Consider the following 26,010-nt stretch of genomic DNA (forward strand, 5'->3'; position numbering starts at 1 on the left):
AGAATCGTCTGGCATGTGCAAAATATTAAACGAAAAAGTTTAACGAAATGCCACAAACCAGCTACCCAGAATCCTACTATGCCGCCTCTGCCAAACCGGCCCCGTCCCGTCCGGCACTGCAAGGCGATATCGAAACCGACATCTGCATCATCGGTGCAGGCTATACCGGTCTTTCCACCGCCATTTTCCTGCTGGAAAACGGCTTTAAGGTTACCGTACTGGAGGCCGCCAAGGTTGGTTTTGGCGCATCCGGCCGCAATGGTGGCCAGATCGTCAACAGCTACAGTCGCGACATTGATGTGATCGAACGCAGTGTTGGCAGCAAGCAGGCCAGGCTGCTGGGTGATATGGCCTTTGAAGGTGGCCGCATCATCCGCGAACGCATTGCCAAATACCATATCGACTGCGCACTGAAAGATGGCGGCGTATTTGCCGCCCTGAGTGAAAAGCAGATGGGGCATTTGCGATCACAAAAGGCATTATGGGAACGTTACGGCCACAAGCAACTGCAGCTGCTGGGCAAGGATGAGATGCGCGGCATCGTGGCAACCGACCAATACATCGGCGGCATGCTGGACATGAGTGGCGGCCACATCCACCCGCTGAACCTGGCACTGGGCGAAGCCGCTGCGGTAGAACAACTGGGTGGCGTCATCTACGAACAATCGCCCGCCCTCAGCATCGAACGCGGCCAGCAGCCAGTGGTAACCACCCCGCAAGGCCGGGTCAAGGCCAGGTTCCTGATCGTGGCCGGCAATGCCTACCTGGGCAATCTGCTACCGGAACTGGCTGCCAAATCCATGCCTTGCGGCACGCAGGTCATCACCACCGAACCCCTGAGCGACGAACTGGCTGCCAGCCTGCTGCCGCAGGACTACTGCGTGGAAGACTGTAACTACCTGCTGGACTACTACCGCCTGAGCGAAGACAAGCGGCTGATTTTTGGCGGGGGCGTGGTGTACGGCGCACGCGATCCGGCCAATATCGAAGCCATCATCCGGCCGAAGATGCTGAAAGTGTTCCCGCAACTGGCCAATGTAAAGATTGACTACGCCTGGACCGGCAACTTCCTGCTGACGCTGTCGCGCCTGCCGCAAGTGGGCCGCATTGGTGACAATATTTACTACTCGCAAGGCTGCAGCGGTCACGGTGTGACTTACACCCATCTGGCCGGCAAGATTCTGGCCGAGGCACTGCGCGGCCAGGCCGAGCGGTTTGATGCTTTTGCCACCTTGCCGCACTATCCCTTCCCTGGCGGCACCCTGTTGCGGGTTCCGTTTACCGCCATGGGTGCCTGGTATTACTCGCTGCGCGACAAGCTGGGCATTTGAAGAAAATTCCTCAGTAATCTAGGGCTGCCAACAAGCAGCCCTTTTTCTTTGCCTGATATTTACTGTTATTAACCTTGTTTGCAAAAGCAAACATTGTTTGACTTGTCTTGCCGCGCGAAGCACCGCCCGCCTCGGAGATAATACGCGCCAAGGGCATGATTCCGTCATGCTCACTCATCAAGACAGGGAAGGCAGAGCAAGAGCAGATGAGCAGCGCATCCATCACCACCTCAGCGGGTCCGCTCGATGTGCAAAACATCGTCACACAATTGATGACGGTGGAAAAACAGCCACTCACCACCAGCCAGAGCAAGCTGAAAACCTTCAACAGCAAGCTCAGCGACATCGGCCAGGTCAGTTCGGCCCTGTCGGGCTTGCAAACTGCCGTCAATGGCCTGTCTTCCACCAGTTTTCTGCATACCTTGAAGGCCAGCAGTTCGGACCCCACCGTTGCCACGGTGGACACCAATGGCAGCGGCGTACCCGGCAATTACCTGTTAAGCGTTGATGAGCTGGCCAAGCCGCGCCAGCTGGTCTTTGACACCGGCGCAGACGGACAAGCGATCACCAGCACCAGCACAGCCCTGAGCAATGCACCTGACGCCCTGACCTTCGAGGTAGGCGGCAATAGCACTACCGTGCAATTGCGCGACCCGGTCAGCACAGTCACCAACAGTGATGGCACCACCACCAGCAGCACGCCCGCCAGCGTCACCCTGCAAGATATCGCCGACAAGATCAACGCCGCCAATGCCGGAGTCAATGCCTCCATCGTGAAATACAAGGGCAATTACTCACTGGTGATTGCTGCGGCGGAATCGGGCTCGGACAAGGCGTTCAGCATCACCAGCGGCGGAACCGACAGCAGCCTGACCGAAAACAGCAGCAACACCCTGGCCGGCCTGCAGCAAAGCGACACTGCCGTCAGCGAATCGAATGACGCCACCGATGCCTCGCTCACAGTCAATGGCGTCTATGTTTCCGCCAGCAGCAATACCGTGAGTGATGTGATTGGCGGCGCCACCCTCAGCCTGCAAAAAACCGGCGAAGCCAGCATCAGCATGGCACAGGACAACAGCAGCATAGCCAGCAAGCTGCAAGGTTTTGTCGATGCCTACAACAAGGTGCAAGGCGCACTGGACAGTGCAGCCAGCGGCAGCATGAAGGGCGATGCGGCACTAACCTCCATCCGCAACCAGCTTGCCAGCGTACTGCAAACGCCGGTCAGCGGGGCCGACCCGGTCACTTCCTATGCCTATCTGTCCCAGGTGGGCATTGCCATCCAGAAGGACGGCACCTTGTCGCTGGACCAAACCGCTTTCACCAAGGCGCTGAGCAGCAAGCCCGCTGCCGTGGCCAATTTATTCGGCAACAGCAGCAATAGCGGCTTTGCCGACCGCTTTAACACCACCATCAATAATCTGCTGGGACCAACGGGAATCATCATGACCAAGCAACATGATCTGAACCAGAATGTCACCGACGAAACCACGCACCAGACACAGTTACAAACCAAGCTGAGCGACAAACAGGCTAATTATCTGCACCAGTACACCACGCTCAATGCCACGCTGGCCAAGATGCAGCAATCCACCAGCAACCTGTCCGGGCTGATGGCTGGGGTCAGCGCTGCCGGCTCGTCCTCTGGTTCGAATAGTGGCTAATCCGCACAGCAGCATACGGACAAGCAGCTTGTTTGACAGTGTGTGACAGATTTAACAGTTGGCAACAACTTTTAACCAGGGTTTGCCATCAAGTCCGCCCTCCTTCAGCCCGATAATGCAAACAAAGCCGCACAAGGCGGGTTTGTTTGCCTGCGGGCAGCAAGGAGAACAGCATGAGTTCAGCATCCATCACCACCACCGCCGGTCCGCTGGACGTACAGTCCATTGTCAGTCAGCTGATGAGCGTGGAGCAGCAGCCTCTGACCGACAGCCAGAACAAGGTGTCCACCTACAAGACCGACCTGAGTGACATGGGCCAGATCAGCTCTGCCCTGTCCGCGCTGCAAACCTCGGTCAGCAACCTGTCGTCCGGTGCCTTCCTGCAAACCTTCAAGGCGACAAGTTCCGACAGCACCATTGCCTCGGTCAGCACCAGCACCGGCGGCATTGCCGGCAGTTACCAGTTGAATGTGAGCAAACTGGCGCAATCCCGCCAACTGGTTTTCGATGAAAACAGCAGCGGCCAGCCCATTACCAGCGCGACCACCGCCATTAGCGGGGTGCCGTCCTCGCTGACATTCAGCGTGGCTGGCACCAGCACCACGGTAAAGCTGAACAATGGCGGCAGCGGCGGTGAAAGCCTGCAGAACATCTCCGACGCCATCAATTCAGCCAATGCCGGGGTCAATGCCTCCATCGTGCAGTACAACGGCAATTACTCGCTGGTGATCGCCTCGGCCAACTCCGGCTCGGCCAATGCCTTCAGCCTGACATCCGGCGGCACTGACAGCGGCAATACCAGCGGCAACACCCTGGCCGGACTGCAACAAAGCAGCACGGCGGCCACCGAGTCGTTTGCCGCCAGCGACGCCCTACTCACGGTCAATGGCGTCAATGTTTCTTCCAGCAGCAACACCCTCACCGGCGTCATCAATGGTGCGTCGATCAATCTGGAAAAAGCCGGACAAGTCACCATAGGCATGAGCCAGGACACTTCCGGCATTGCCACCACCCTGCAAGGCTTCGTCGATGCCTACAACAAGGTGCAAAGCACAGTGAACAGTGCCTTCAATGGCGACATGAAAGGCGATGACTCGCTGCTGTCCATTCAGGATCAGCTCACCTCGGTACTGCAAACCCAGGTAACCGGAGTGGATGCCACCACATCATTCGCTTATCTGTCACAAGTGGGCATCAGCCTGCAAAAGGACGGCACGCTGGCACTGGATCAGACCGCCTTCAACAAGGCACTCACCAGCAACCCCAGCGCGGTGGCCAATCTGTTTGGCAACAGTAGCAGCACCGGCTTTGCCGACCGCTTCAACAGCACCATCAATAATTTACTGGGACCGACTGGCATTGTTGTGACCAAACAGAACGACCTGAACCAGAGCATTACTGACGAAACCAGCCACCAGACCGAAATCCAGACCAATCTGGACGCATTGCGCGCATCCTATCTGCAGCAATACACCACGCTGAATGCCACGCTGGCGCAAATGCAGCAATCCACCAGCAACCTCGCCGGGCTACTGGCCTGATACGGCTTCCTACTGGCCATGAAAAACGCCACCTCGGCAGCACCGGGTGGCGTTTTTCATTTACAGGTATCAATGACTGACAAATCAGCCCAACAACGGTGTGCCGTTGATGGCATTGGTCAGTGCCAGCGCACCCAGCACCACAAAAATCAGCGATGCAACAATATGCACTGCCTTGGTGGGCAGGCGGTCGGCAAAACGGCTACCCAGGTAGATGACCGGCACGTTGGCCAGCATCATGCCCAATGTGGTGCCAGCCACCACCGGCAGGAAGTCATGAAAGCGCGCCGCCAGCGCAATGGTCACCACCTGGGTCTTGTCGCCCATTTCCGCCAGGAAAAAGGCAAACACGGTGGTGGCGAACACGCCCATCTGCCGTTTGGGCATGACGATTTCACCCTCATCCAGCTTGTCGGGAATCAAAATCCAGCCCGCCATCAGGGCAAAGGAAGCAACGACAGTCCAGTTGAGGATATTGGGACTGAGCGCGGTGGACAGCCAGGCCCCCACACCACCGGCACCGGCATGATTGACCAGCGTGGCCAGCAAAATGCCGAGAATGATGGGAACAGGCTTGCGGTAACGCGCCGCCAGAATCAGGGAAAGCAGTTGGGTCTTGTCGCCGATTTCGGCCAGGGCTACGACACCGGTGGATACCAGAAAAGACTGCATCAAGTGTTCTCCATGGCCGGGACGCGAATACGAGTGACCGCAATGCGTCCCGGCCATGCAGAGCATTACGGTCAAAAGTCTCGCCAAGTCTCGGACCACGTGTGCCATGCCGGAACCGGCAAGTCTGTTGACACACGTCCCTCTCGCATTCGGAGGGCGGCTACTCCCTGATGACGGGTGGCATTGTAAACGAGCCATGCCATTTGACAAGCCCCTTGTCCCGTTTTTTACCATGCAGGGCCAGCCAGGCCGACCGCTGCATGACAACACAAGGGCTTAGCGCGCGGCCCAGGCGTTGAAACGCTGCTCCAGGCTTTCACCGTGATCCACCCAGAAGCTGCTATCTATCGCCACGCCCTGCTTCAGGTTTTTGGGGGCAGTTGGCAGATTGTCCAGTATGCCCTTGTCGATCAGTGCCGCCGCCTTGCGGTGACTGACGCCGTAGCTGATACCTTTCACGTATTCGGCTTGGGCTCCGGGCTGACTGACAAAGGCCAGAAACTTGTAGGCCGCATCCAGATTGGCACTGCCCTTGGGGATGGTCCAGTAGTCGTAATCGTAGATATTACCGTCCCACACCATTTGCAGCTGTTTGCCGCCTTCCTTCTGCGCCGCGCTGATGCGACCGTTATAGGCCGAGCTCATCACCACATCCCCGGCGGCCAGATATTGTGCGGGCTGGGCACCGGCCTCCCACCACTGGATATAAGGCTTGAGTTGATCCAGCTTGGCAAAAGCACGATTCAAACCCGCCGGGGTATTGAGCACCTTGTACACATCTTGCGGTGCCACGCCGTCTGCCATCAGGGCAATTTCCAGCGTGTACTTGGCCCCTTTGCGCAAGGCGCGCTTACCTGGGTATTTTTTCACATTCCAAAAATCAGCCCAGGAACGCGGCGCGGTTTTCAGCTTGTCGCTGTTATAGGCCAGCACCGTACTCCAGGCGTAGGCCGCCATGCCGCAGGCCTGGACAGCACCGGGCAGCAGTTCGGCCGGCTTGATGATACGGCGGTAGTCCAGTTTTTCGAACATGCCTTCGTCACAGCCGCGCAGCAAGTCTGGCGATTCGACATCCAGCACGTCCCAGCTCACCCGTTTGCTGTCTACCATGGCACGCACCCGTGCCATTTCACCGTTGTAATCGCCACTCACCACCTTGATGCCGCTGCTGGCGGCAAAGGGCTGGTAGTAGGCTTTTTGCTGGGCTTCCTTGTTGGCTCCACCGAACGACACCACGGTCAGTTCGGTAGCCTGGGCGATTGCGCTCAGCAATACGCAGCCCAGTATGGCTGCAACACGACAATGCTTGAATGTGGGCATGGCAAATCCTTACAGGAGACGCAGCCAGGTGGGCGGCTGCAAGCACACTGTAGGGACAGCCCGGGGCATTGGTAAAATAGCTTTACCTTGTCAACTGCATCGGTTTTTGCGATCTACCAGAACCGCGCTCAACCCAAGCGGCTGATGCGCTGCTCGCACAGCGAGACAAAGGCCTCAGCGCGCCGGGTCAACCGCAGCTCCTGCGGCCAGGCCAGCACGATATTCAAGGCCGGGACGTCCTCCACAATCGGCAGGTAGACCAAGGCATCACCGGCATAGGACTGCCGGGTTTGCGGGCGCAGATTCAATAGTGCATAGCCATTGCCCGCTGCCACCAGTCCACGCACCAGTTCAAAACTCACGGTCTTGTGGCGCACCCGCGCCTCGAGATTATGCAGGCGGAATACCGATAAAAAGTATTCCCGGCTATGCGGCAAATCCAGCAACACCATGGGCAAGTCGGCCAGATCATGCAGCGACACCGCCGTTTGCGAAGCCAGCGGGTGATTGGCAGGCAACACCACATAGGGCAAGACGGTTTGCAGCGTTTGCCGGTACAGGCTGGGTGCCAGATCCAGGTCGTACAGCAAGGCCAGCTCGGTCTGACCGCTGAGCAGCGCTTGCTGCAACTGGCCGGTATCCCCTTCGTGCAGCTGTACCGTGATATCCGGGTAGGAATCGCGCATGGCCGCCAGCAAACCCGGCAGGAACAAAGACGCGATGGTGGTGAAGCAGCCCAGCTGCAACTCACCCTGCAAGGACTGGCTCAATGCGCAGGCATGCAGGCTAAGGTCGTCCGCATGCGCCAGCAGGTTGCGCGCTGCCGCGACAAAGCTCTGCCCGGCAGGCGTCAGCGACACCCCTTTGGCATGATGGCGAATGAAAAACTGCAGGCCGAACTGCTCCTCCAGCTGGGCGATGGCACTGGAAATGCCCGGCTGCGAGGTATACAAGGCATTGGCTGCCGCAGTGACACTGCCGTGGTCAGCCACCGCCACCAGATAAGCCAGCTGCCGCAGGGTATATTGCATAATATTTATCTATCCAGCAGAAAAAATAATAATATTTTCAGTATTCAATGTCGCAAGCTAGATTCAGCTTGTCAACCGACACACCACACCAGCCAGCTTGCCCAAGACACAGGCAAAAACAATGCCCGACCACAGTAATCCTGACGGCCGGAGAGTAAACTGACGCACGGCCCTTACCTGGCCGCCACACCGCCCGCTGCGGTTTCATGGAAAGACGCTTGATGGAATCCCTTACCCTGCTCAACACCCTGGTCGGCTTTGACACCACCAGCCGACTGAGCAACCTGCATTTGATCCGCTTTGTCAAAAACTACCTGGCTGGCTACGGCATCAGCAGCCACATCGTGGAAAACGAAGACGGCAGCAAGGCCAATCTGTACGCCACCATCGGCCCTACCGACCGTCCCGGCTTGATGCTGGCCGGCCACACCGACGTAGTGCCGGTGGATGGCCAGAGCTGGCGCAGTGACCCGTTTGTACTGGATGTGCGCGATGAGCGGGCTTATGGCCGTGGCACCGCCGACATGAAAGGCTTCCTGGCCAGCGTACTGGCCCAGGTGCCGCAACTGGCGCAAAGCCAGCTGCACACCCCGGTGCACCTGGCCTTCACTTACGATGAGGAAATCGGCTGCATCGGTGTGCGCCGCCTGCTGGAAGTGCTGGGAGGGCTGCCGGCACTGCCCGCCATGGGCATCATCGGTGAACCGACACAAATGAAGCTGGTCGCCGCCCACAAGGGCAAAACCGCCTGGCGGGTGACGGCGCGCGGTCACGAAGGCCATTCCAGCAACCCGACTGCCGGGGTGAATGCCGTGGAATATGCTGCGGAGCTGGTCAGCTTCATCCGCAGCCTGGCACGGCAGCGACGCCAGCACGGCCCGTTCGACCCGCTATACGAGGTGCCGTACAGCACCTTGCACGTCGGCACCATGCAAGGCGGCACTGCGCTTAACATCATCCCGGCGCACTGCCAGTTCGACTTTGAAATTCGCCACTTGCCGGAAGACCCCCCAGCAGATTTGCTCGCTGCCATCCGCAACCATGCCCTACAGGTGTTGCAGCCGGAAATGCAGGCGGTCGACCCCGACTGCGGCTTTGCTTTCACGGAAAAAACCAGCTATCCGGGCTTGCTCACCCCACCGGACGCCCACGTGGTGCGCTTTGTGCAGGACCTGCTGAACGACCACAGCCCGCCACGCAAAATTGCTTTCGGCACCGAAGGCGGCCTGTTTGCCGAGCGCTGCGGCATTCCCACCGTGGTGTGCGGCCCCGGCGACATCGCCCAGGCGCACCAGCCGGACGAATGGCTGGCGCTACCGCAACTGGCCGCCTGCGATACGTTTTTATCACGACTGAGCCACCAGCTTGCCAGCCGCTGAGCCTGTCGCATGACAGCAACCGGCCCGACTTTCTGCACAAGGAAGCCGGGCCGTTTTTGCACAACAGTGTTATCCTCTGCTGCCTTTGCCGACAGGAGCCCGTCATGGCGTTCAGCAGCCACTTTACCGCGCAGGATCAAGAACCCGGCGCCGAGCAATTGGCCATCGAAGCTGGCCCGCTGCTGCTGGAGTTTGGCGCACCCTGGTGCCAATACTGTCAGGCAGCCCAGCCCTTGCTGGCGGCTGCCATGCAACACCATCCGACACTGCGCCATCTCAAGATTGAAGATGGCAAGGGCCGACGCCTGGGGCGCAGCTTCAAGGTCAAGCTGTGGCCCACGCTGCTGCTGTTGCAAGACGGGCAGGAAATTGCCCGGCTGGTGCGGCCCGACAGCCAGCAGGCGGTCGAACAATTCCTGGCCAGCCTGCCCGCCGCATCACGCACATCATGAATACCGGCCGTCGCCGCCAAACCCGATGCCCGGCGGGCCGCCGCAATCAATGAAAGCCATGCAGTTGAATACCACCCCCATGCAGACGTCCACAGCCAACGTGTCGCCACGTGTATTGGCGCTCATCCCGCCGATGACGCAGCTGAACACGCCCTACCCGTCCACCGCCTATATCACCGGCTTTCTGCGCTCGCGCCAGGTCACGGCCTTTCAGGAAGACCTGGCCTTGCAGCTGGTATTGCGACTGTTTTCGGTAAGCGGCCTGCATGCCGTACGCCAGCAGCTTGACGCCATTCCACCGAAAAAACGCAGTGCACAGCTGCACAGCTTTGTCGGCCAGTTCGAGCGTTACCTGGCCACCATCGGCCCGGTGATTGCCTTTTTACAAGGGCGTGACTCTACCGTGGCGCACCGCATTTGCGGCCGTAATTTCCTGCCGGAAGGCGAGCGCTTTGCCGCGCTGGAGGTCTACGTCGACCCGGACGACCCCTATGGTGGCGACCCGCTGGCCTGGGCTTTTGGTGCACTGGGTCAGCAGGACCGCGCCCGCCATCTGGCCACGCTGTACCTGAATGACATTGCCGACGTGCTGCGCGAGGCGGTAGATGAGCGTTTTGAGTTCGTGCGCTATGCCGAATCACTGGCCATGAGCCAGCCCACCTTCGAGCCGCTGGCCCGCGCCCTTGCTGGCAAACCCACGCTGGTGGACGACACCCTGCAACAGCTGGTGGAAGAAGCCATTGCCCGGCATCAGCCGGACATCGTACTGTTGTCGGTACCCTTCCCCGGCTCGGTGTATGCAGCCTTCCGCATCGCCCAGACCATCAAGGCCCGCTGGCCAGCCATCCGCACCGTGCTGGGCGGCGGCTTCGTCAATACCGAATTGCGCGAACTCAAAGAACCACGGGTATTCGATTACTTCGATTTCATCACGCTGGATGATGGCGAAAAACCACTACTGGCCCTGCTGGAACACCTGCAAGGCAAGCGCTCGACATCGCGATTGGTGCGTACCTTTATGCGCGAGCATGGCGAAGTCCGCTACATCAATATGATGGAAGCCGACATCCCCTTCGAGGAAGTCGGCACCCCCACCTGGGACGGCCTGCCCATCGACCGCTACCTGTCCTTGCTGGACATGCTCAACCCCATGCACCGGCTGTGGAGCGACGGGCGCTGGAACAAGCTGACCGTGGCACACGGCTGCTACTGGAAAAAATGCAGCTTCTGTGACGTGACACTGGACTACATCTCGCGTTACGAAACCGCCTCCGCCAACACGCTGGTGGACCGCATCGAAGCCATCATTGCCGAAACCGGCCAGACCGGTTTTCATTTTGTCGACGAGGCCGCACCACCCAAGATGCTGCGCGCGCTGGCCGAAGAACTGCTGCGCCGCAATGTGTCCATTTCCTGGTGGGGCAATATCCGCTTCGAAAAATCCTTCACGCCGGAGCTGTGCCAGTTACTGGCGGAAAGTGGCTGCATTGCTATTTCCGGCGGGCTGGAAGTGGCCTCGGACCGCCTGCTCAAGCTGATGAAAAAAGGCGTGTCGGTGGAACAGGTGGCGCGGGTGACGCAAAGCTTTACCGAAGCCGGCGTGCTGGTGCATGCCTACCTGATGTACGGCTTTCCCACCCAGACGGTGCAGGACACGGTGGATGCACTGGAATACGTACGCCAGCTGTTTGATACCGGCTGCATCCAGTCCGGCTTTTTCCACCGTTTTGCCTGCACCGTGCATTCGCCGGTGGGCCAGAACCCGGAAGAGTATGGTGTCACCCTGCAGCCCTTGCCGCCAGTCAGCTTCGCCAAGAACGATGTCGGCTTCATCGACCCCACCGGCACCGACCACGACGCCATGGGCAAGGCGCTCAACAAGGCGCTGTACAACTTCATGCACGGCATCGGGCTGGATCAGGACGTGCGCAACTGGTTTGGCAGCCGTGTACCCAAGCCGCGTGTACCACGTAATTTCATTGCCCGCGCCTTGGGTTGAAACAGCCGTTGAAGCCGCCGTGGCTGTGCTGGCGCTGACCACCACCGTCGCCCGGCCTCTTGGACAGGGAAAATGCTGAACGATTAGTGGGAAGATGACTCCAAGCAGCTGTTGCACCCGCAACAACTGCCCTTCCCCGCTAGCGCCCGTCCCCAAGGAGAAAGCCATGTCATCCAACGACAAGTCCACCCAGCCAAATCAGACTGCCGGCGTGGATATCACGCTGAAATTCCTGCAAGTTTCGATGAACAATGTTGAGCAACTGGTCAATTTCCAGATCAGCACCAGCCGCGAGCATCTGGATACCTACGCCAAGTCATTACACGCACTGAGTCAGGCCAGCACCCCGCAAGAAGCCATCAGCCAGATCAGCAACCTGGCCAAAGCCAATGCCAACCGCGCCATGGAGTGCTCTGGCGAATTCTGCGGCATCCTATCCAAAGCGCAGGAAGATTTGCAAGGCCTGGCTCTGGAACACCTCTCCAGCATGCAAAACTCCTTGCAGGGCATGGCCAGCTACCTGCAAGCGCCTGCCAACAGTAGCGACAAAAAGAAATAAGCTGCCAAACAAACAGCCCGCCATCTTCCCAGATGTGCGGGCTGTTTGTTTGGCTGACCAACGCTTTCAGACTGATACTCAGTCGTCGCCAAAGTCCGCCGCTGCAGCTTGTTCTTCCGCCTGCTTTTGTTCTTCGGCCAAGCGGGCCTGCCACTGCTCTTCGGTCAGGCCATGGCTACCATCACAATAGTCGCGCCGGCCACAGCCGCATCGCCCGATATCGGCCGGGTTTGCCTGTACTCGCATTGCTGTCTCCTGTTCATCCCTTGCCTGCAGCCCTCTGCACGGCAATAACGGGACGGGTGCAGAGACTACCTGTGCCAGCCAGGATATTCAACGGTGACGATGGATATTCCGCCCGGCTTCGCTACTGACACGGCATGCAAGCTCAGCAGCAACCGCACCATGGCGGGCAGTGTTTGCCAGGGGTTCAGCGACCTGTTTTCAGCTGCGTCCACAGCCGGTTCTGCAAGCGCAAGATATCGGTCGGCAAGGGTTGCAACAAGAACAGCGTCTGCATCACTGCGGGTGGCGGGTAGATGCCGGCATCGCTGGCAATGGCTGGCTGCACCAGTTTGCGCGCCGGAATATTCGGCGTGGGATAGAACACCTTGTTGGTAATGCCAGCCGCCACATCCGGCTGCAGGATGTGGTTGATCCACTGGTGTGCCGCTGCCGGGTTGGGCGCATCTTTCGGAATGGTCATCATGTCCACCGAAAACGGCGCGCCGCTCTTGGGAATGACATAGGCAATCTGGTAATGCTTGCCGGCATCCGCCGCCCGACGCCGGGCAATGCCGATATCGCCCGACCAGCCTACCGCCAGACACACATCACCATTGGCCAGGTCATTGATATAGCCGGACGAGTTGAACTGGGTGATGTAGGGGCGAATTTTCTTCAGGGTTTCAAACGCCGCCTGATAATCGGCCGGGTTCTTGCTGTTCGGGTCCTTGTGCAGGTAATGCAGGGTGATGGCAAACACATCGCTGGCCTGATCCAGCATCGACACCCCACAGCCCTTGAGCTTGCCGAGCCGTGCCGGATCAAACACCAGGTCCCAGCTATCCAGCGCCGCATCATTACCCAGCGCCGCCTTGACCTTGTTCAGGTTCAGCCCCAGCCCGTCGGTAAACCAGGCGTAGGGCACACCGTACTTGTTGCCGGGATCGGCACTGGCCACCATTTTCAGCAACTGCGGGTCCAGATTGGCCAGATTGGGTAGTAACGCCTTGTTCAGCGGCTGATAGATACCGGCAGCCGCCTGGCGGGCCATGTAATTGGAGGTGGGCACCACCACATCGTAACCGGCGCGGCCGGTCAGCATTTTGGCCTGCAAGGTGTCGTCACTGTCGTAAACATCGTATTTCACCTTGATGCCGGTCTGTTTCTCGAAGCTGGCAATGGTTTGCTCACCGATATAGTCCGACCAGTTATAAACATGCAACTCGGCTGCCTGGGCGCCAAGGCCAAGGCAACAAAGCGTGATGGAGGCAAGACGGCGCAGGGCGGGTGTGAAGCGCATGATGGTGGTACTCCTGTAGTGCGGACGGGCAACACCCGTCCACCGGCCAGGCTGACCGGTGGCGGGAACAATGGCGCTGTGCTGAAGGAGTGGTCCCGGCAAGGAATGGCCGCTGAACGGCTCTGTATTGATGCCGGTAGCGGGGCTTACAACATGCCCAGCTCGCGGGCGGTGCGATCGACGGCCCGCTTGGTTTTGCTCAGTAGCTCGTCAATCTGGCCACGGGTAATGGCCAGTGCCGGTGCCATTATCATGCGGCCATGGGTGGAACGGATGATCAGCCCTTCGTCAAAGCCATGGCTGCGGCAGCGCCAGCCAATGTCGTCTTCATTGGCAAACAGCTTGCGGCTGGCCTTGTCTTCACACAGCTGCAAGGCCGCCACCATGCCTGTGCCCTGGATGTCGCCCACCAGCGGATGGTCGGCAAACACTTCGCGCAGGCAGCGTTGCAGGTAAGGGCCGGTGTCCTGCTTGACGGCAGCCACCATACCTTCGCCCTGCAACACATCCAGATTGGCCAGCGCCACTGCCGCAGCCACCGGGTGGCCGGAATAAGTCAGGCCGTGGGCAAACACCCCGCCCTTGTCGATTAATGCCTCGGCCATGCGCCGCGACAGCACCAGCCCACCCATGGGGATGTAGCCGGAGGTCAGCCCCTTGGCAATGCTCAGCGTATCCGGCTGGAAATCAAAATGCTGATGGGCAAACCATTCGCCGGTACGGCCAAAGCCGCCGATCACCTCGTCGGCACACAGCAGCACATCGTACTGACGGCAAATGCGCTGGATTTCCGGCCAGTAGCTTTCCGGAGGGAAAATCATGCCACCGGCACCCTGGAAGGGTTCGGCGACAAAGGCCGCCACCTTGTCCGCACCCAGTTGCAGGATTTTCTGCTCCAAGGCGCGGGCGCACTGCAGGCCGAATTCCGCCGGGCTGAGGCTGCCGCCGTGGCGGAACCAGTCCGGTTCGTCGATGTGCTCGACACCGGGAATCGGCAGATTACCCATCTCGTGCATGAAAGCCATGCCACCCAGCGAGGCGCTGCCCACGGTGGAGCCGTGATAGCCATTGTGGCGGCCGATGAAGATTTTCTTGTCCGGCTGGCCCATCACATCCCAATAACGGCGCACGGTGCGGATCAACACCTCATTGGCTTCCGAGCCGGAGTTGGTATAGATCACATGGCTGTAACTGCCGGGCAGCAAGGAAAACAGCCGCTCGGACAACTCCACCACCGCCGGATGAGTGGTATGGAAAAACATATTGTAGTAACTCAATTCCTTGAGCTGGCGGGTGGCGGCATCAATCAATTCCTGCCGGCCATAGCCGACATTGGTGCACCACAGGCCGGACATGCCGTCCAGATACTGCTTGCCTTCGCTGTCCCACACATACAGCCCTTCACCACGGGTGATGACGCGCGCGCCCTCCTCGTTCAAGGCTTTCTGGTCCAGGAAAGCATGAATATGGTGGGCAGCATCCATGGCCTGATAGTCGGCAGTACTACGTTGTTCTTGATTAGTGCGCATAGTGGTCTCCATGCCGGGGGCACCGGCTCACAGGCTGATCCAGGTAGTTTTGAGCTGGCTGAACTTGTCCAGCGCATGCAAGGACAGGTCGCGGCCAAAACCGGACTGCTTGCAACCGCCAAACGGTACGCCCGGGTCCAGCGCATCCACGGTATTGACCGAGACAGTACCGGCACGCAAGGCCCGCGCCACGCGGTGCGCCCGCTGCAGTTGGTCGGTCCATACCGCAGCCGCCAGCCCGTAAATGCTGTCATTGGCCATGGCAATGGCTTCGGCTTCGCTGTTGAAACGCAACACCGACAGCACCGGGCCGAAGATTTCTTCGCGGGCAATGCGCATCTGCGGCGTCACTCCGGCAAACAAGGTAGGTTGCAAATAGCAGTCGCTGTCGCCAATGCGCAACCGCTCACCACCCGCCAGCAAGCGCGCGCCTTGCTGCATGCCGTCCGCGATAAAACTGTGTACCCGGCCGGTATGTCCGGCATCCACCAGCGTGCCCAGCCGCGTGGCTGGGTCCAGCGGATTACCCGGCTGGTAGTGCGCCATTTCGGCCAATACTTTTTCGACAAAACGGTCGTGAATGCTGGCCTCCACCAGCAAGCGCGAGCTGGCGGAACACACCTGGCCCTGATTGAAGCAGATGCCGAACGCCGCCTTGCGGGCCGCCGCGTCAAGGTCTGTACAATCGGCGAACACCAGATTCGGGCTTTTGCCACCACACTCCAGCCATACCATCTTCATATTGGACGCGGCGGAATACGCCAGAAAGCGCTTGCCGATTTCGGTACTGCCGGTAAACGACAGACAGTCGATATCCGGATGCAGGCCCAGCGCCTGCCCGGCTTCCTCGCCATACCCAGGCAGCACATTCAGCACCCCATCAGGCAAACCGGCCTCGCTGGCCAGCTGCGCCAGACGGATGGCAGACAGCGGCGATTGCTCGGCCGGCTTCAACAGCACGCTATTGCCTGCCGCCAACGCCGGGGCCACTTTCCAGGCCGCCATGTCCAGCGGGAAATTCCACGGAATCACCGCCGCCACCACGCCCACCGGCTCGCGCGTCACCAGCGCCAGCGCATCCGGGCCGCTGGGAGCCACTTCGTCATACAGCTTGTCGCAGGCTTCGGCATACCAGTCGAACAAGGCCGCCGTGGCCGGCACGTCGATATTCAGCGCATCCGAGATGGGTTTGCCCATGTCCAGGCAATCCAGCAAGGCCAGTTCGTCGGCATTGTCGCGCAGCAGTTGCGCCAGTTTTTGCAGCACTGGTTTGCGCTCTCGCGGATGACAGCGCGACCAGTCCCCGGCCTCAAAGCTGCGCCGCGCAGCATTCACCGCCAGATCAATATCGGCCTGTGCGCAACGTGCCACCATGGCAATGGTTTGGCCGGTATGCGGACTGGTACTGGCAAACTGGCGGCCATCCACGGCGTCTTGCAGGCGGCCATCAATATAAGCCTGCGCGGCAGGCTGCAGGCCGGTGGCGCACGCCGTCCAGAATGACAGATCTTTCGATGACAACATGCTACTCTCCTGTCGGGTTTGGCCAGTCGCAGAACAAAAACCGACTGGCATGCAATGGCCACAGTCTAGGCAGGCTGCCCCACCCCGCCCATCGCCTTGAAGGGTGAGTGCACTCACCCCTTGGGGGTAGCGCCCGGACAGAACGCTTGCGGCATCATGCAAAGCCATGGCCAATACCGAAACAGGAGCAAGAACAGACATGCAGATCGCCGTGAGTGACCTGGCCTTTCATCACCGGCTGGGGAAATTGCTGGAACAACTGGGAGAGCCACGCTTCTGGCCGGTACTGGCCAGCTTTCTGGGAGAGATTGCCACCTTCGATACCTGGGTAGTGCTGCTGTTCCAGGCCGACCAGCCACCGCTGATCCTGGCAGATCACGCTGCCAACCTGGCCGCGGACGACCTGTTTGCCGCTTACCGTGCCGGGCTGTACCGCATCGACCCCTTCTATGCCTTCAGCCAGCAAAACCCGACGCCCGGCCTGTACCGGCTGGACGATGTGGCACCGGATTCTTTCCGTGATACCGAATACTACCGCCAGTATTTCAGCCGCAATGTCGGGGAAGACGAGCTGCAATTCCTGCTGCCCATTGCCGGCCAGGGCGTGCTGTCATTGTCGCTGGCCAGCCGCCAACGCTTTACCGCCAGCGAGATTGGCAGCTGCCAGTTATTCAGCCCCTGGCTGCTGACCCTGCTGCGTAAGGCATGGCAATTTGACACCAGCCTGATCGAGCAACAGCGCAACAACCCGATAGAACGCCAGTCAAGACTGGAAGATGCCTTGCGCCAGCGCGGCAACCCGCAACTGACCGAACGCGAAGTGCAAGTCGCCCTGCTGATTCTGGCCGGGCACTCCACCAAGGCCATTGCCCGTGAGCTGGGCATTTCACTGGATACTGCCAAGGTGCATCGACGCAATCTGTACGCCAAGCTGGGCGTCAGCCAGCAAGCCGGTTTATTTCTGCTGTTTGCCGCCCCGGATGGCACACTAGGCAACCCGCGCACCAACAAATAAATTTTTTCGGTTTAATTTCAATGACTTGATTAGTTTTGCAATGATCAAAACAGCAAGAATGCCACACTAAAACCCGGTATTTTCACATTGGCATTGCCAAGTCATTTGAATTTGTACACAATCAATTCAACGCAAGCGAAACAGGAAGGGCCAAGATGGCACAAGGAGGCAAACGAGATGGTGCCGGACGCAAATCGGCATTCGGTGGTGACAAAACCGTAGCCATGCGTGTGCCGGAACCCTTGCGGCCACTGCTGGAAAACTGGCTGGCTGAATATCGCCAGCTGCGCACGGTGCGCACTGCCGACACCCAGGATATCCGCACCCTGTCGGAAACCCTCAGCCAGCTGTCACTGCCCTTGTTTGCCAGCCGGGTACCTGCTGGCTCGCCCGTTGCCGCCGACGACCTGAAAGAGGCCGACATCGACCTGAATGCCCATCTGGTCAGCCATCCTGCCAGCACCTTCATGGTGACGGTGAAAGGCGACTCGATGATCAACGCCGGCATCCACGATGGCGACCTGCTGATTGTCGACCGCGCCCTGCCCGCACGTAGCGGCAAGGTGGTGGTGGCGGTCATCAACGGCGAACTTACCGTCAAGCGGCTGGAAAAAACGGCAAGCGGCCTGTTCCTAATGCCGGAGAACCCGGCTTACTCGCCAATCGAAGTGCCGGAAGAAGCGGCATTGTTTATCTGGGGTGTGGTGACCAACGTCATTCACCCGGTCTCGTAAAGGAGCGCATGATGCAAATCGATGAAAGCCTGATCAAGATGAAGTTCATGGACTGGCGCCGTCTGCCGCGTGCTTTTCGTGAAGTCCGCGCCGGACAACCGCAGGTGCTGGTATCCCGCACTGGCCGCAGCTACTTTGTTCCGGTGCAGTTCGTCTGAACCACCCTGTAGCCCCACTTGCACACCACAACAGACCAGCCTCACCCACTGGTCTGTTTTTATCTGGCTTGCCTCAACAGAAGCTGCAATAGCGCCAGGCCCGCACCCAGGCCCGCTCAGCGCGGCAGTCGCTGCGGCCTTGTCGCTTGCCTGATGGCAGTGCCGCAGCAGCAGGTATTCAGCGCGCTAAACCGCCAGTTCGTCCATGACGGCCAGCAGCTTTTCCGTCAGCACATCCGCCGGTGAGGGTTTGCACAGATAAAAGCCTTGCATTCTGATGGCGGGGTGCTTGCTTTTCAGGTACTGCAAATCGTGGATGTTATCCACCCCCTCGGCCACCATTTCAATGCCCAGACTGCTGGCAATGCTGGTCATGCCGGAAACAATGCTCTGGCAGCGATAATCGTGGCAAATGCCCTGAATGATGCTTTTGTCGAACTTCAGCTCGGTAATGGGCAAGTCCTTGATATGTTCCAGTGTGGTACTGCCCACGCCAAAATCATCCAGCGAGATGCCAAACCCGCGCATGCGCAAGCGAATGATGGCCGACAAGGTATACCCCGAGTCTGACAGCCCCAGTTTTTCGGTGATTTCCAGTACCACGCGGGAAAATCTGATTTTCCTGAGTTCTACTTCGCCAATCAGCCAATCGGTAAATTCATTATCCAGCAACAACTCCTGCGACAAATTGATTGAAACCTTCAGGTTTGAATGACTGCCTTGCGCCAACAGCATGTCCAGGCTGGTTTGCACAATGCGCCTGGTCAGCAAGGACAGCATGCATTCATGCTCCAGCGTGGAAATAAAGGCCGCCGGATTGATGACTCCCATTTGCGGGTGCAACCAGCGCGCCAAGGCTTCCACCTGCACGGCTTGACCGCTACGCATATCGTAGATGGGCTGGTAGTAGGCGCAGAACTGGTTTCGGGCCAACCCATTCACGATTTCAATCAAGGGCATATTGCCCTCCATGACAGGGAGCCGGTTATGCTGCAGCAGGCTTTGCATTTCCGCTTTTAATTTGTCCGGACATATCGGTTTTGGCAGGCAGGCCACGCGCAGCAGGCCCAGTTCGTTGGCGGCGCGCTTGCCTGCGCTGAGCAAATCGGAATAATTACCGCTGATGATGATGACGGCAGGCAGTTGCGAACGGCGTGCCAGCCGTTCGAGAATCTGGATGCCATCCATCTTGGGAATATGCAGGTCGATGATGGCCAGGTCTATCGAGGCCATCTGGTTTGAAAAGGCCACCGCTTGCGTGCCATTACGGGCCAGCTTGACGTCCACCCCTTCAAAACCATCAAAAAATGCCTTGAGCAGTAACAGCTGACTGTTGTTATCCTCGGCAATCAGAATTCTGGCAGCATGATTGAAACCAGCCATTTTCATTACGACACTCCGATGATGTTTCAGTAGCAAGTGCTGTCCGTGTTGGGTATGTCTTATTCGTTGTGCAACAAGGTCAACACGATGGATTTCAGGGATTTTCTTAACAGCAAGGCATCCTCGAATTGGTAATTTTGCAAGGCAGCGTAACGCAGACAACCACAAACCGAACGCAGGATGATGAATTGCAAATCCTTATCCGGTGGTTTGATACCCGTCTGACCTGACTGGTGATAGCGCGCCACCATGTCATGCAGCGCCGCGCCAACCTGTTCGTAGCCTTGTTGGGATTCCAGCTCCGCTTCTTTTAGCCAGCCAATGCGTTGCAATGATTTTTTCCACTTTTCAGTGGCGCAGTAAGCGTCGATGGCCAGATCCACCAGCCCGTCCAATGCCTGCTCCAAGGCAACATCCACCACATTCACACCCTGCAAATAACTGACAAAGCGCTCAATGATCTTGATGTGATAGAAGTGTATCATCGAAATCAGTACTGAGTCCTTATTGGCAAAGTACTGATATATCGTCCCTATCGAAAACCCGGATACCCGAGCCAGTTTGTTGGTACTGAATTTCGAAAATTCTTCTTCATCTAATATTTTTGCAACGGCCTGGTAGATGGTCTCCACCGACTGGGAAGACCGCTCCTGCTTAGGCGTTTTTCTCATTACACTGGCTCACTCATTGGCATTCGGCTTTGCTGGTTCGCATTTTCACACTCTCATTCAATGTGCATGAAGGCTTGTGCCCTGCACCCTACCACCAGCGGGATAGGACCTTGATTCAACTTATTGTCAGCTCATGATGAATTATCTTGAAGATGACTACAGAGTGCCACTCGCATTTTCAATATTCATACCAATGACACTCCAGAACGAATTGTTGAAATCAGATAAAAATTATTTTTGTATATCAAAGCCTTAGCAACACATCTTTACGTAAAGACTGACGAGAGCGCTACAATGAGCGTAATCCGCCACGCAACTACTCAGTTTTTCAGCAAGCCCGCCCCTGCATGGGTGACAGCCTGGTAAATCAAGCGCAACACCTTCATCATGGGCAGGTATAAAAAAAGCGGCTACCGGCTCTCCCGCTAGCCGCCTTAGCATGCAAGCATGATTTATTTTTCTTCCAGATCGTATTTGCGAATCTTGTCGAACAGCGTGGTTTTGGCAATTTTCAGCACTTCGGCGGTTTTGGAGACATTGCCGCCCTGCTTGCGCAGTTCTTCGGCAATCATGCCTTTTTCAAACGACTCCACTGCTGCATGCAAGGTGGGCTGGGTATCAGCCATGGCGTTGCCGGGTACCATTTTCAGGTCCAGCACAAAGCGGTCGGCCTGATTGCGCAGTTCCCGCACATTCCCCGGCCAGTGGTAGGCCATCAGGTCGCGGATGACTTCCGGGGTGATGGCCGGTGCCGGGCGGTTCATGCGCAGCGCGGATTGGGTGACAAAGTAGTCAAACAACAGCGGAATGTCTTCGCGCCGGGCGCGCAATGGCGGCAGGTCCAGCGTTACCACGTTCAGGCGGAAGTACAGGTCGGCGCGGAATTTGTCTTCTTCGGCCAGCTTGGACAGGTCGGCCTTAGTGGCGGCAATCACGCGAAAATCCACCGGAATCAGCCGGTTGGAGCCCAGCCGTTCAATCACCCGCTCTTGCAGCACGCGCAGCAGCTTGATCTGCATCGGCATGCTCATGCTTTCGATTTCGTCCAGAAACAGCGTGCCGTGCTGGGCGTATTCGATCTTGCCTATGCGTTGCTTGCTGGCCCCGGAGAAGGCCCCGGCTTCGTGGCCGAACATTTCGCTGTCGAACAGGGTTTCCGGCAGGCCGCCGCAGTTGAGCGCCACAAAGGGGCCGGTGCGGCCGGACAGGTCGTGCAGGCAGCGCGCCAGCAGTTCCTTACCCGCACCGGTTTCGCCGTTGATCAGCACATCGGTGGGGGTGGCAGCCACGCCTTGTACCAGGTGACGCAGCTCGGCCATCACGTTGGAGTTGCCAATCAGCCGGCTTTCCAGCCCGCCATAGGCGGCCAGTTGTTTGCGTAGCTGGCGTACTTCCAGCGCCAGGCGGCGCTTTTCCAGCGCGCGCTGCACCACCGACACCAGCACTTGCGGCAGGAAGGGCTTCTGGATGAAGTCGTAAGCGCCGTCGCGCATGGCTTGCACCGCCATGGCGATGTCGCCGTGGCCGGTAATCAGGATGACCGGCAGGTCGGGGTCGTCGGCCAACAGTTCCTGCATGAAGGCCAGGCCGTCCATGCCGGGCAGGCGGATGTCACTGACGATGATGCCGGCAAAGTCACGGCCCATGTTGCGGCGGGCTTTTTCCACCGAATCAAAGCCCTGGGCCTGGATGCCGTCCAGCCCCAGCGCCTGCACATAGCCCAGCTGCACGTCCTGATCGTCCTCGATCACCAGTACTTGTAGATTGCTCATGTTTTACTCCTGCTTGTTCTGTCTTAGCGTGATGGTGAACACCGCCCCGCCATCCGGGTGATTGTCGGCAGTCAGCATGCCGCCGTAGGACTTGATAATGTCCGAAGACAGAGCCAGCCCCAGCCCCAGCCCGCTGGTTTTCTTGGTGGTGAAGAAAGGCTCGAAGATATGGGCGCGCACTTCGTCGGACAGGCCGCTGCCATTGTCGCGCACGCTGATGCGCACAGTATCGCCCTGGCGCGACCAGTCTATATTGATCTGCGCGTCGTCAACGCCATTCAGCACATCAATGGCATTGCTGACAAGATTCACCAGTACCTGCTCCAGCCGCACGGCTTCACACAGCACCACAATATCCGCCGGTTCGGTGGGCAGCTGCAATGTGATATGCGTCTTTTTCAGCCGGTGGTTCAGCAGGAACAGGGCGTTTTCCACCGCCTGTTCCACCGCTACCGATTCGCGCTCGCCATTGGGGCGGCGGGCAAAGGATTTCAGCTGCTCGGTCAGCGCGCCCAGCCGCACCACGATGTCGGTGATGCGCTCCAGATTGGCCCGCGCGGTGGTAAGGTCGTTGATTTCCAGAAAGCGCACGGTATTGGCCGACAGGGCGGACAGCGCCGCCAGTGGCTGGTTGATTTCATGAGCGATGCCGGTGGACAGCTGGCCGATGACCGCCAGGTTTTCGGTACGGATCAGCTCGTTCTGGAAGTTTTCCACCTGCCGTGCCGCCTGGATACGTTCTTCGATTTCCTTTTTCAGGCTGGCATTGGCTTCGCGCAACTCGCTGCTACGCTGCTCCACCTGCTCTTCCAAATGATCATGCGCCAGTTGCAGATTGCGCCGTGCCTTGGCCTCGGCTTTCAGGTTCATGCGCCACAGCCTGACAGAATGCAGCAGCAGGCAGGCAAAGCCTACCGCCACCGCCACCGCCAGCGCGCGGGTCAGGGCCAGGCTGTGCAGTTCGTGGGTGTCGTTCAGCATGGTCAGCGTCATGCCGCTGACCGGGATAGTCTGGCTGATGGCCAGGTATTCGTGCCGACTGCGGCCCTGCCCCATCTGCACCAGCATGGCCTGGCTGTTGAGCACGCTCTTGCGCTGCCAGATGGGCGGCTTGATCACCTGCTTGTTGTATTGCTGGGCTTTTTCCAGCGCCAGCCGCGCATCAAAACTGAGCGGATTGGTGGCATGGTATTTCCACTCCGGCACCGAGGACAGCACCACCACGCCGTTGGAGTCGGACACCAGCAGCGGCTCCACGATATTGCCCCACATGTGCTCCAGCTGTTCCAGCCCTATCTTGATGGCCACCACCCCCACCCGCTCTGCTCCCTGGTAAATGCCGGTGGCCAGATAAAAGCCGGTGGCATTGCCGGTGGTGCCAATGGCGTAATAGGTGCTGATGCGATTGGCCGCAGCCTGCTGAAAATAAGGCCGGTAAGCGATATTGCGGCCGACAAAACTGTCTTTTTGCTGCCAGTTGCTGGAGGCAATCACCTTGCCTGCCTTGTCCACCAGATAAGCCTGCAAGGAGCCGGCCCCCTGATTCAGCCGCACCAGGTACTGATTGGCGCGCGCCAGTTGCCGGGCATCATCCGGCGCGGCCAGCGCTTCCCGCAAGGTGTCGTTATAGGATGCCGCCAGTGGCAACAGGCCGAACTTGTCCACCTCGTGCTGCAGGAAACCGGCATTACGCGCCACGCGGCGCACCGAATCCTGCTGGCGCTGTTGCAGTTGTTCCTGCCAGCTGACGGTGTACACCACCCAGGCGGACAGCAAAGACAGCGCCATGGAGATCAGCAAATAAAGATAAAAACCGCTTCGTTTCATACGCACTCCGGGCCTGGCCCGTTTGGCTTGATTCATGTCGTCGCCCTGTGGCGGCTGGCTGGTGGTGGCTGGCATACGGGTATTATCCCACAGCGCGATGTCACTTTTTGCGCCGCAACATGCAAAGCAAAAAAACCACGCGGGGCTCACCCGCGTGGCAAGGTCATGGCAGGGCCACGACGACCGAAAGGATAAAGAACAAGACAGCTAGAACACGTTGACCAGCACGATGGTGAACACCGCCATCACCAGCCGGGATACCGCATAGCCTACGGTATAGCCCACGGCAGGTACCTTGCTTTGCGCTGCGTCTTGCAATGCGCCCAGCGCGGCGGTGGTGGAACGGGCACCGGCACAAGCGCCAAGCAGGATGCCGGGATGGAACTTGAACACGAAGCGGCCCAGCAGCAAGCCGACAATCAGCGGCACCAGCGTCACCACGGCACCGGCAAACAGCAGGGTGACACCGTATTGTTGCAGGCCGGAAATAAAGCCAGGCGCAGCATTCAGGCCAATCACCGCAATAAAACCGTTCAGACCCACATTATTGAACACCCACAGCGCCGGGCCGGGAATCTTGCCGAAGGTACGCATGGTGGCGCGCAGGTAACCGCACACGATACCGGCCACGATGGAACCCACCGAAGTACCAAAGCTCAGCGGAATACCGGCCACATGCACGGTGATGGCACCCAGAATACTGCCCACCACAATGCCGAAGCCCATGAAGGCCATGTCAGAATTTTCCAGCGGACGGTCGGCATAGCCCAGTTCCTTGGCTACGGCTACTACGTCTTGCTTGGCACCCAGAATGGTCAGCACGTCACCACGCTGCACCACCGCATCATGGCCCATCGGCATGTCCAGCTCGCCCCGGCTGAAGCGGGTGAGGAACAGGCCACGGCCCGGTTTGCCAAACAGCGTGCTGGTGATTTCGCCCAGGGTCTTGCCTGCGTATTTGCGGCTGGTGACCACCAGGTCGAGCAGTTCGGTGGAGAAGTCCAGCAGCGGAACGTCCTTCACTTCCTTGCCAAAATGGTTCTGGTATTTCAGCAGCGCGGTCAGGGTGCCGGAAATGGCCACCACATCATTACGCTGGATGCGGGTACTGCCTTCGCAATCGACAATCTTGGCCCCCACGGCCTGACGCACACGGCGCACAAAGATTTCGTGGTCGAACATGGCTTCCACTTCGGAAACCGTCTTGTCGAACAGATCGACATTGCTCAGCAGGAAGGCGCGGGCGGAAAACTCGCGGTAAGCAGTGCTGCCCACAGTGTGGCCGCTGCCGTTTTCCTTTTCATAGGTTTTGCACTCTTCTGCCAGATTGAAACCCAGCACTTTCGGCGCAAACGTCGCCAGGAACCAGGCCGAACCGGCGGTACCGAAGGGATAGGTTACGGCATAAGCCACCGGCATCAGCGCCATGGCCACTTTCACGCCGCCAGGCATCTGGTTGACCTGATTGAGCAAGTCGGTTGCCACGCCCAGCACGGTGGAGTTGGTATAGCCACCGGACAGCAGGCCTGCCGTCAGCGCAGCGTCGTAGTGCAGCATCTTGCCCAGCAAGATGGCAGTCACCAGGCCGGATGCACACACCAGAATGGTGAAGAACACCTGCGAAATACCGTCACTTTTCAGCGCACGGATGAACTGCGGGCCCACGGCGTAACCGACGGCAAACAGGAACATGGCAAAGAAGGTGGATTGCAGCACCGATGGAATCACCAGATGCACCTGGCCAATCAACAAACCGGCCAGCAGAGTGGACGTCACCACCCCGAGGTTGAATTTGCCCAGACTGAGATTACCCACCCAGAAGCCGACGGCGATGGTGAGATAAATCGCAATCTCCGGATACTTCTGCAGGGTATGAATGATGTAGTCCATGATAGACACCTTTGTATGGTCGACCACCGCCAGC

Annotated in this window: 23 protein-coding genes and 1 riboswitch; of the genes, 10 read left to right on the forward strand and 13 right to left on the reverse strand. The window is 58.6% G+C overall.

Going from position 1 to position 26,010, the window contains the following annotated elements:
- The first annotated feature begins 47 nt into the window (after positions 1-47).
- Complete coding sequence (locus tag HWX34_RS18295) at positions 48-1,331, forward strand: FAD-binding oxidoreductase (protein WP_178973610.1); 1,284 nt, start codon at positions 48-50, stop codon at positions 1,329-1,331.
- Between the two features lie 10 nt (positions 1,332-1,341).
- Here HWX34_RS18295 and HWX34_RS18300 read toward each other — a convergent pair whose 3' ends face one another.
- Positions 1,342-1,554, reverse strand: a complete 213-nt coding sequence (locus HWX34_RS18300; protein ID WP_178973611.1) for a hypothetical protein — start codon at positions 1,552-1,554, stop codon at positions 1,342-1,344.
- On the opposite strand from HWX34_RS18300, the gene fliD (HWX34_RS18305) reads away from it, so the two are divergent.
- Both fliD (HWX34_RS18305) and fliD (HWX34_RS18310) read left to right on the forward strand, forming a co-directional pair.
- Positions 1,538-2,995 carry a flagellar filament capping protein FliD gene (fliD, locus tag HWX34_RS18305; RefSeq protein WP_178973612.1) on the forward strand — a complete coding sequence of 486 codons (1,458 nt, stop codon included), beginning with the start codon at positions 1,538-1,540 and terminating at the stop codon, positions 2,993-2,995. The genes HWX34_RS18300 and fliD (HWX34_RS18305) overlap by 17 nt on opposite strands.
- A gap of 173 nt (positions 2,996-3,168) precedes the next feature.
- The gene (gene fliD / locus HWX34_RS18310; RefSeq protein ID WP_178973613.1) at positions 3,169-4,536 is read left to right on the forward strand and encodes a flagellar filament capping protein FliD; all 1,368 of its coding nucleotides are present in this window, start codon (positions 3,169-3,171) and stop codon (positions 4,534-4,536) included.
- Between the two features lie 84 nt (positions 4,537-4,620).
- Here the strand turns inward: fliD (HWX34_RS18310) and HWX34_RS18315 are convergent, their stop codons facing one another.
- From HWX34_RS18315 to HWX34_RS18325, 3 genes are all read right to left on the reverse strand, one after another.
- Entirely contained in the window at positions 4,621-5,211 is a 591-nt protein-coding gene (locus HWX34_RS18315; protein WP_218645248.1) for a TMEM165/GDT1 family protein, read from the reverse strand.
- 23 nt (positions 5,212-5,234) lie between these two features.
- A riboswitch (yybP-ykoY riboswitch) is annotated at positions 5,235-5,389 on the reverse strand.
- Between the two features lie 95 nt (positions 5,390-5,484).
- On the reverse strand, positions 5,485-6,528 hold the full coding sequence (locus HWX34_RS18320) for an ABC transporter substrate-binding protein (protein WP_178973615.1): 1,044 nt from the start codon (positions 6,526-6,528) through the stop codon (positions 5,485-5,487).
- A 128-nt stretch (positions 6,529-6,656) separates the two neighbouring features.
- Positions 6,657-7,559, reverse strand: coding sequence for a LysR family transcriptional regulator (locus HWX34_RS18325; RefSeq protein ID WP_178973616.1), 903 nt, complete (start codon positions 7,557-7,559; stop codon positions 6,657-6,659).
- Positions 7,560-7,780: 221 nt separating this feature from the next.
- Between HWX34_RS18325 and argE the strand changes: the two genes are divergently transcribed.
- From argE to HWX34_RS18345, 4 genes are all read left to right on the forward strand, one after another.
- Positions 7,781-8,938, forward strand: coding sequence for an acetylornithine deacetylase (gene argE, locus HWX34_RS18330; protein ID WP_178973617.1), 1,158 nt, complete (start codon positions 7,781-7,783; stop codon positions 8,936-8,938).
- Positions 8,939-9,042: 104 nt separating this feature from the next.
- On the forward strand, positions 9,043-9,390 hold the full coding sequence (locus tag HWX34_RS18335) for a thioredoxin family protein (protein WP_178973618.1): 348 nt from the start codon (positions 9,043-9,045) through the stop codon (positions 9,388-9,390).
- A 79-nt stretch (positions 9,391-9,469) separates the two neighbouring features.
- A complete protein-coding gene (locus tag HWX34_RS18340; RefSeq protein WP_178973619.1) occupies positions 9,470-11,389 on the forward strand; it encodes a radical SAM protein in 1,920 nt (639 codons plus the stop codon).
- Positions 11,390-11,555: 166 nt separating this feature from the next.
- Positions 11,556-11,948 (forward strand): phasin family protein, encoded by a 393-nt coding sequence (locus tag HWX34_RS18345; RefSeq protein ID WP_178973620.1) that lies wholly within the window; start codon positions 11,556-11,558, stop codon positions 11,946-11,948.
- 78 nt (positions 11,949-12,026) lie between these two features.
- Here the strand turns inward: HWX34_RS18345 and HWX34_RS18350 are convergent, their stop codons facing one another.
- The 4 genes from HWX34_RS18350 to HWX34_RS18365 form a co-directional block, all read right to left on the reverse strand.
- Complete coding sequence (locus HWX34_RS18350) at positions 12,027-12,194, reverse strand: hypothetical protein (protein WP_178973479.1); 168 nt, start codon at positions 12,192-12,194, stop codon at positions 12,027-12,029.
- Positions 12,195-12,378: 184 nt separating this feature from the next.
- Positions 12,379-13,473 carry a polyamine ABC transporter substrate-binding protein gene (locus HWX34_RS18355; protein WP_178973621.1) on the reverse strand — a complete coding sequence of 365 codons (1,095 nt, stop codon included), beginning with the start codon at positions 13,471-13,473 and terminating at the stop codon, positions 12,379-12,381.
- A gap of 146 nt (positions 13,474-13,619) precedes the next feature.
- Positions 13,620-15,002 (reverse strand): aspartate aminotransferase family protein, encoded by a 1,383-nt coding sequence (locus HWX34_RS18360; RefSeq protein WP_178973622.1) that lies wholly within the window; start codon positions 15,000-15,002, stop codon positions 13,620-13,622.
- A gap of 27 nt (positions 15,003-15,029) precedes the next feature.
- The gene (locus HWX34_RS18365) at positions 15,030-16,526 is read right to left on the reverse strand and encodes an aldehyde dehydrogenase (protein WP_178973623.1); all 1,497 of its coding nucleotides are present in this window, start codon (positions 16,524-16,526) and stop codon (positions 15,030-15,032) included.
- Between the two features lie 199 nt (positions 16,527-16,725).
- Between HWX34_RS18365 and HWX34_RS18370 the strand changes: the two genes are divergently transcribed.
- The 3 genes from HWX34_RS18370 (at position 16,726) to HWX34_RS18380 (ending at position 18,433) form a co-directional block, all read left to right on the forward strand.
- Positions 16,726-17,541 (forward strand): LuxR C-terminal-related transcriptional regulator, encoded by an 816-nt coding sequence (locus HWX34_RS18370; RefSeq protein ID WP_178973624.1) that lies wholly within the window; start codon positions 16,726-16,728, stop codon positions 17,539-17,541.
- Positions 17,542-17,834: 293 nt separating this feature from the next.
- Positions 17,835-18,275 carry a LexA family protein gene (locus tag HWX34_RS18375; RefSeq protein WP_370459791.1) on the forward strand — a complete coding sequence of 147 codons (441 nt, stop codon included), beginning with the start codon at positions 17,835-17,837 and terminating at the stop codon, positions 18,273-18,275.
- An 8-nt stretch (positions 18,276-18,283) separates the two neighbouring features.
- Positions 18,284-18,433, forward strand: coding sequence for a hypothetical protein (locus HWX34_RS18380; protein ID WP_156156974.1), 150 nt, complete (start codon positions 18,284-18,286; stop codon positions 18,431-18,433).
- A 186-nt stretch (positions 18,434-18,619) separates the two neighbouring features.
- Here the strand turns inward: HWX34_RS18380 and HWX34_RS18385 are convergent, their stop codons facing one another.
- The 5 genes from HWX34_RS18385 to aspT all read right to left on the reverse strand — a co-directional run bounded on the left by HWX34_RS18385 (position 18,620) and on the right by aspT (position 25,976).
- Entirely contained in the window at positions 18,620-19,822 is a 1,203-nt protein-coding gene (locus tag HWX34_RS18385) for an EAL domain-containing protein (RefSeq protein ID WP_178973625.1), read from the reverse strand.
- Between the two features lie 53 nt (positions 19,823-19,875).
- Positions 19,876-20,487, reverse strand: coding sequence for a TetR/AcrR family transcriptional regulator (locus HWX34_RS18390; protein ID WP_178973626.1), 612 nt, complete (start codon positions 20,485-20,487; stop codon positions 19,876-19,878).
- A 452-nt stretch (positions 20,488-20,939) separates the two neighbouring features.
- Entirely contained in the window at positions 20,940-22,259 is a 1,320-nt protein-coding gene (locus tag HWX34_RS18395; RefSeq protein WP_178973627.1) for a sigma-54 dependent transcriptional regulator, read from the reverse strand.
- Between the two features lie 3 nt (positions 22,260-22,262).
- Positions 22,263-24,086, reverse strand: a complete 1,824-nt coding sequence (locus tag HWX34_RS18400; RefSeq protein WP_178973628.1) for an ATP-binding protein — start codon at positions 24,084-24,086, stop codon at positions 22,263-22,265.
- Between the two features lie 207 nt (positions 24,087-24,293).
- Complete coding sequence (gene aspT / locus HWX34_RS18405; RefSeq protein WP_178973629.1) at positions 24,294-25,976, reverse strand: aspartate-alanine antiporter; 1,683 nt, start codon at positions 25,974-25,976, stop codon at positions 24,294-24,296.
- Positions 25,977-26,010 lie beyond the last annotated feature (34 nt).

It is taken from the genome of Aquitalea sp. LB_tupeE, from assembly GCF_013391415.1.
Taxonomy (GTDB): domain Bacteria; phylum Pseudomonadota; class Gammaproteobacteria; order Burkholderiales; family Chromobacteriaceae; genus Aquitalea.

Excerpts from the sequence above, each read along its gene's own strand:
- HWX34_RS18295 (WP_178973610.1), top strand. The coding sequence starts at position 48 with ATGCCACAAACCAGCTACCCAGAATCCTACTATGCCGCCTCTGCCAAA.
- fliD (WP_178973612.1), top strand. The coding sequence starts at position 1,538 with ATGAGCAGCGCATCCATCACCACCTCAGCGGGTCCGCTCGATGTGCAA.
- HWX34_RS18300 (WP_178973611.1), bottom strand. The coding sequence starts at position 1,554 with ATGGATGCGCTGCTCATCTGCTCTTGCTCTGCCTTCCCTGTCTTGATG.
- fliD (WP_178973613.1), top strand. The coding sequence starts at position 3,169 with ATGAGTTCAGCATCCATCACCACCACCGCCGGTCCGCTGGACGTACAG.
- HWX34_RS18320 (WP_178973615.1), bottom strand. The coding sequence starts at position 6,528 with ATGCCCACATTCAAGCATTGTCGTGTTGCAGCCATACTGGGCTGCGTA.
- HWX34_RS18325 (WP_178973616.1), bottom strand. The coding sequence starts at position 7,559 with ATGCAATATACCCTGCGGCAGCTGGCTTATCTGGTGGCGGTGGCTGAC.
- argE (WP_178973617.1), top strand. The coding sequence starts at position 7,781 with ATGGAATCCCTTACCCTGCTCAACACCCTGGTCGGCTTTGACACCACC.
- HWX34_RS18335 (WP_178973618.1), top strand. The coding sequence starts at position 9,043 with ATGGCGTTCAGCAGCCACTTTACCGCGCAGGATCAAGAACCCGGCGCC.
- HWX34_RS18340 (WP_178973619.1), top strand. The coding sequence starts at position 9,470 with ATGCAGACGTCCACAGCCAACGTGTCGCCACGTGTATTGGCGCTCATC.
- HWX34_RS18345 (WP_178973620.1), top strand. The coding sequence starts at position 11,556 with ATGTCATCCAACGACAAGTCCACCCAGCCAAATCAGACTGCCGGCGTG.
- HWX34_RS18350 (WP_178973479.1), bottom strand. The coding sequence starts at position 12,194 with ATGCGAGTACAGGCAAACCCGGCCGATATCGGGCGATGCGGCTGTGGC.
- HWX34_RS18355 (WP_178973621.1), bottom strand. The coding sequence starts at position 13,473 with ATGCGCTTCACACCCGCCCTGCGCCGTCTTGCCTCCATCACGCTTTGT.
- HWX34_RS18360 (WP_178973622.1), bottom strand. The coding sequence starts at position 15,002 with ATGCGCACTAATCAAGAACAACGTAGTACTGCCGACTATCAGGCCATG.
- HWX34_RS18365 (WP_178973623.1), bottom strand. The coding sequence starts at position 16,526 with ATGTTGTCATCGAAAGATCTGTCATTCTGGACGGCGTGCGCCACCGGC.
- HWX34_RS18370 (WP_178973624.1), top strand. The coding sequence starts at position 16,726 with ATGCAGATCGCCGTGAGTGACCTGGCCTTTCATCACCGGCTGGGGAAA.
- HWX34_RS18380 (WP_156156974.1), top strand. The coding sequence starts at position 18,284 with ATGATGCAAATCGATGAAAGCCTGATCAAGATGAAGTTCATGGACTGG.
- HWX34_RS18385 (WP_178973625.1), bottom strand. The coding sequence starts at position 19,822 with ATGAAAATGGCTGGTTTCAATCATGCTGCCAGAATTCTGATTGCCGAG.
- HWX34_RS18390 (WP_178973626.1), bottom strand. The coding sequence starts at position 20,487 with ATGAGAAAAACGCCTAAGCAGGAGCGGTCTTCCCAGTCGGTGGAGACC.
- HWX34_RS18395 (WP_178973627.1), bottom strand. The coding sequence starts at position 22,259 with ATGAGCAATCTACAAGTACTGGTGATCGAGGACGATCAGGACGTGCAG.
- HWX34_RS18400 (WP_178973628.1), bottom strand. The coding sequence starts at position 24,086 with ATGAAACGAAGCGGTTTTTATCTTTATTTGCTGATCTCCATGGCGCTG.
- aspT (WP_178973629.1), bottom strand. The coding sequence starts at position 25,976 with ATGGACTACATCATTCATACCCTGCAGAAGTATCCGGAGATTGCGATT.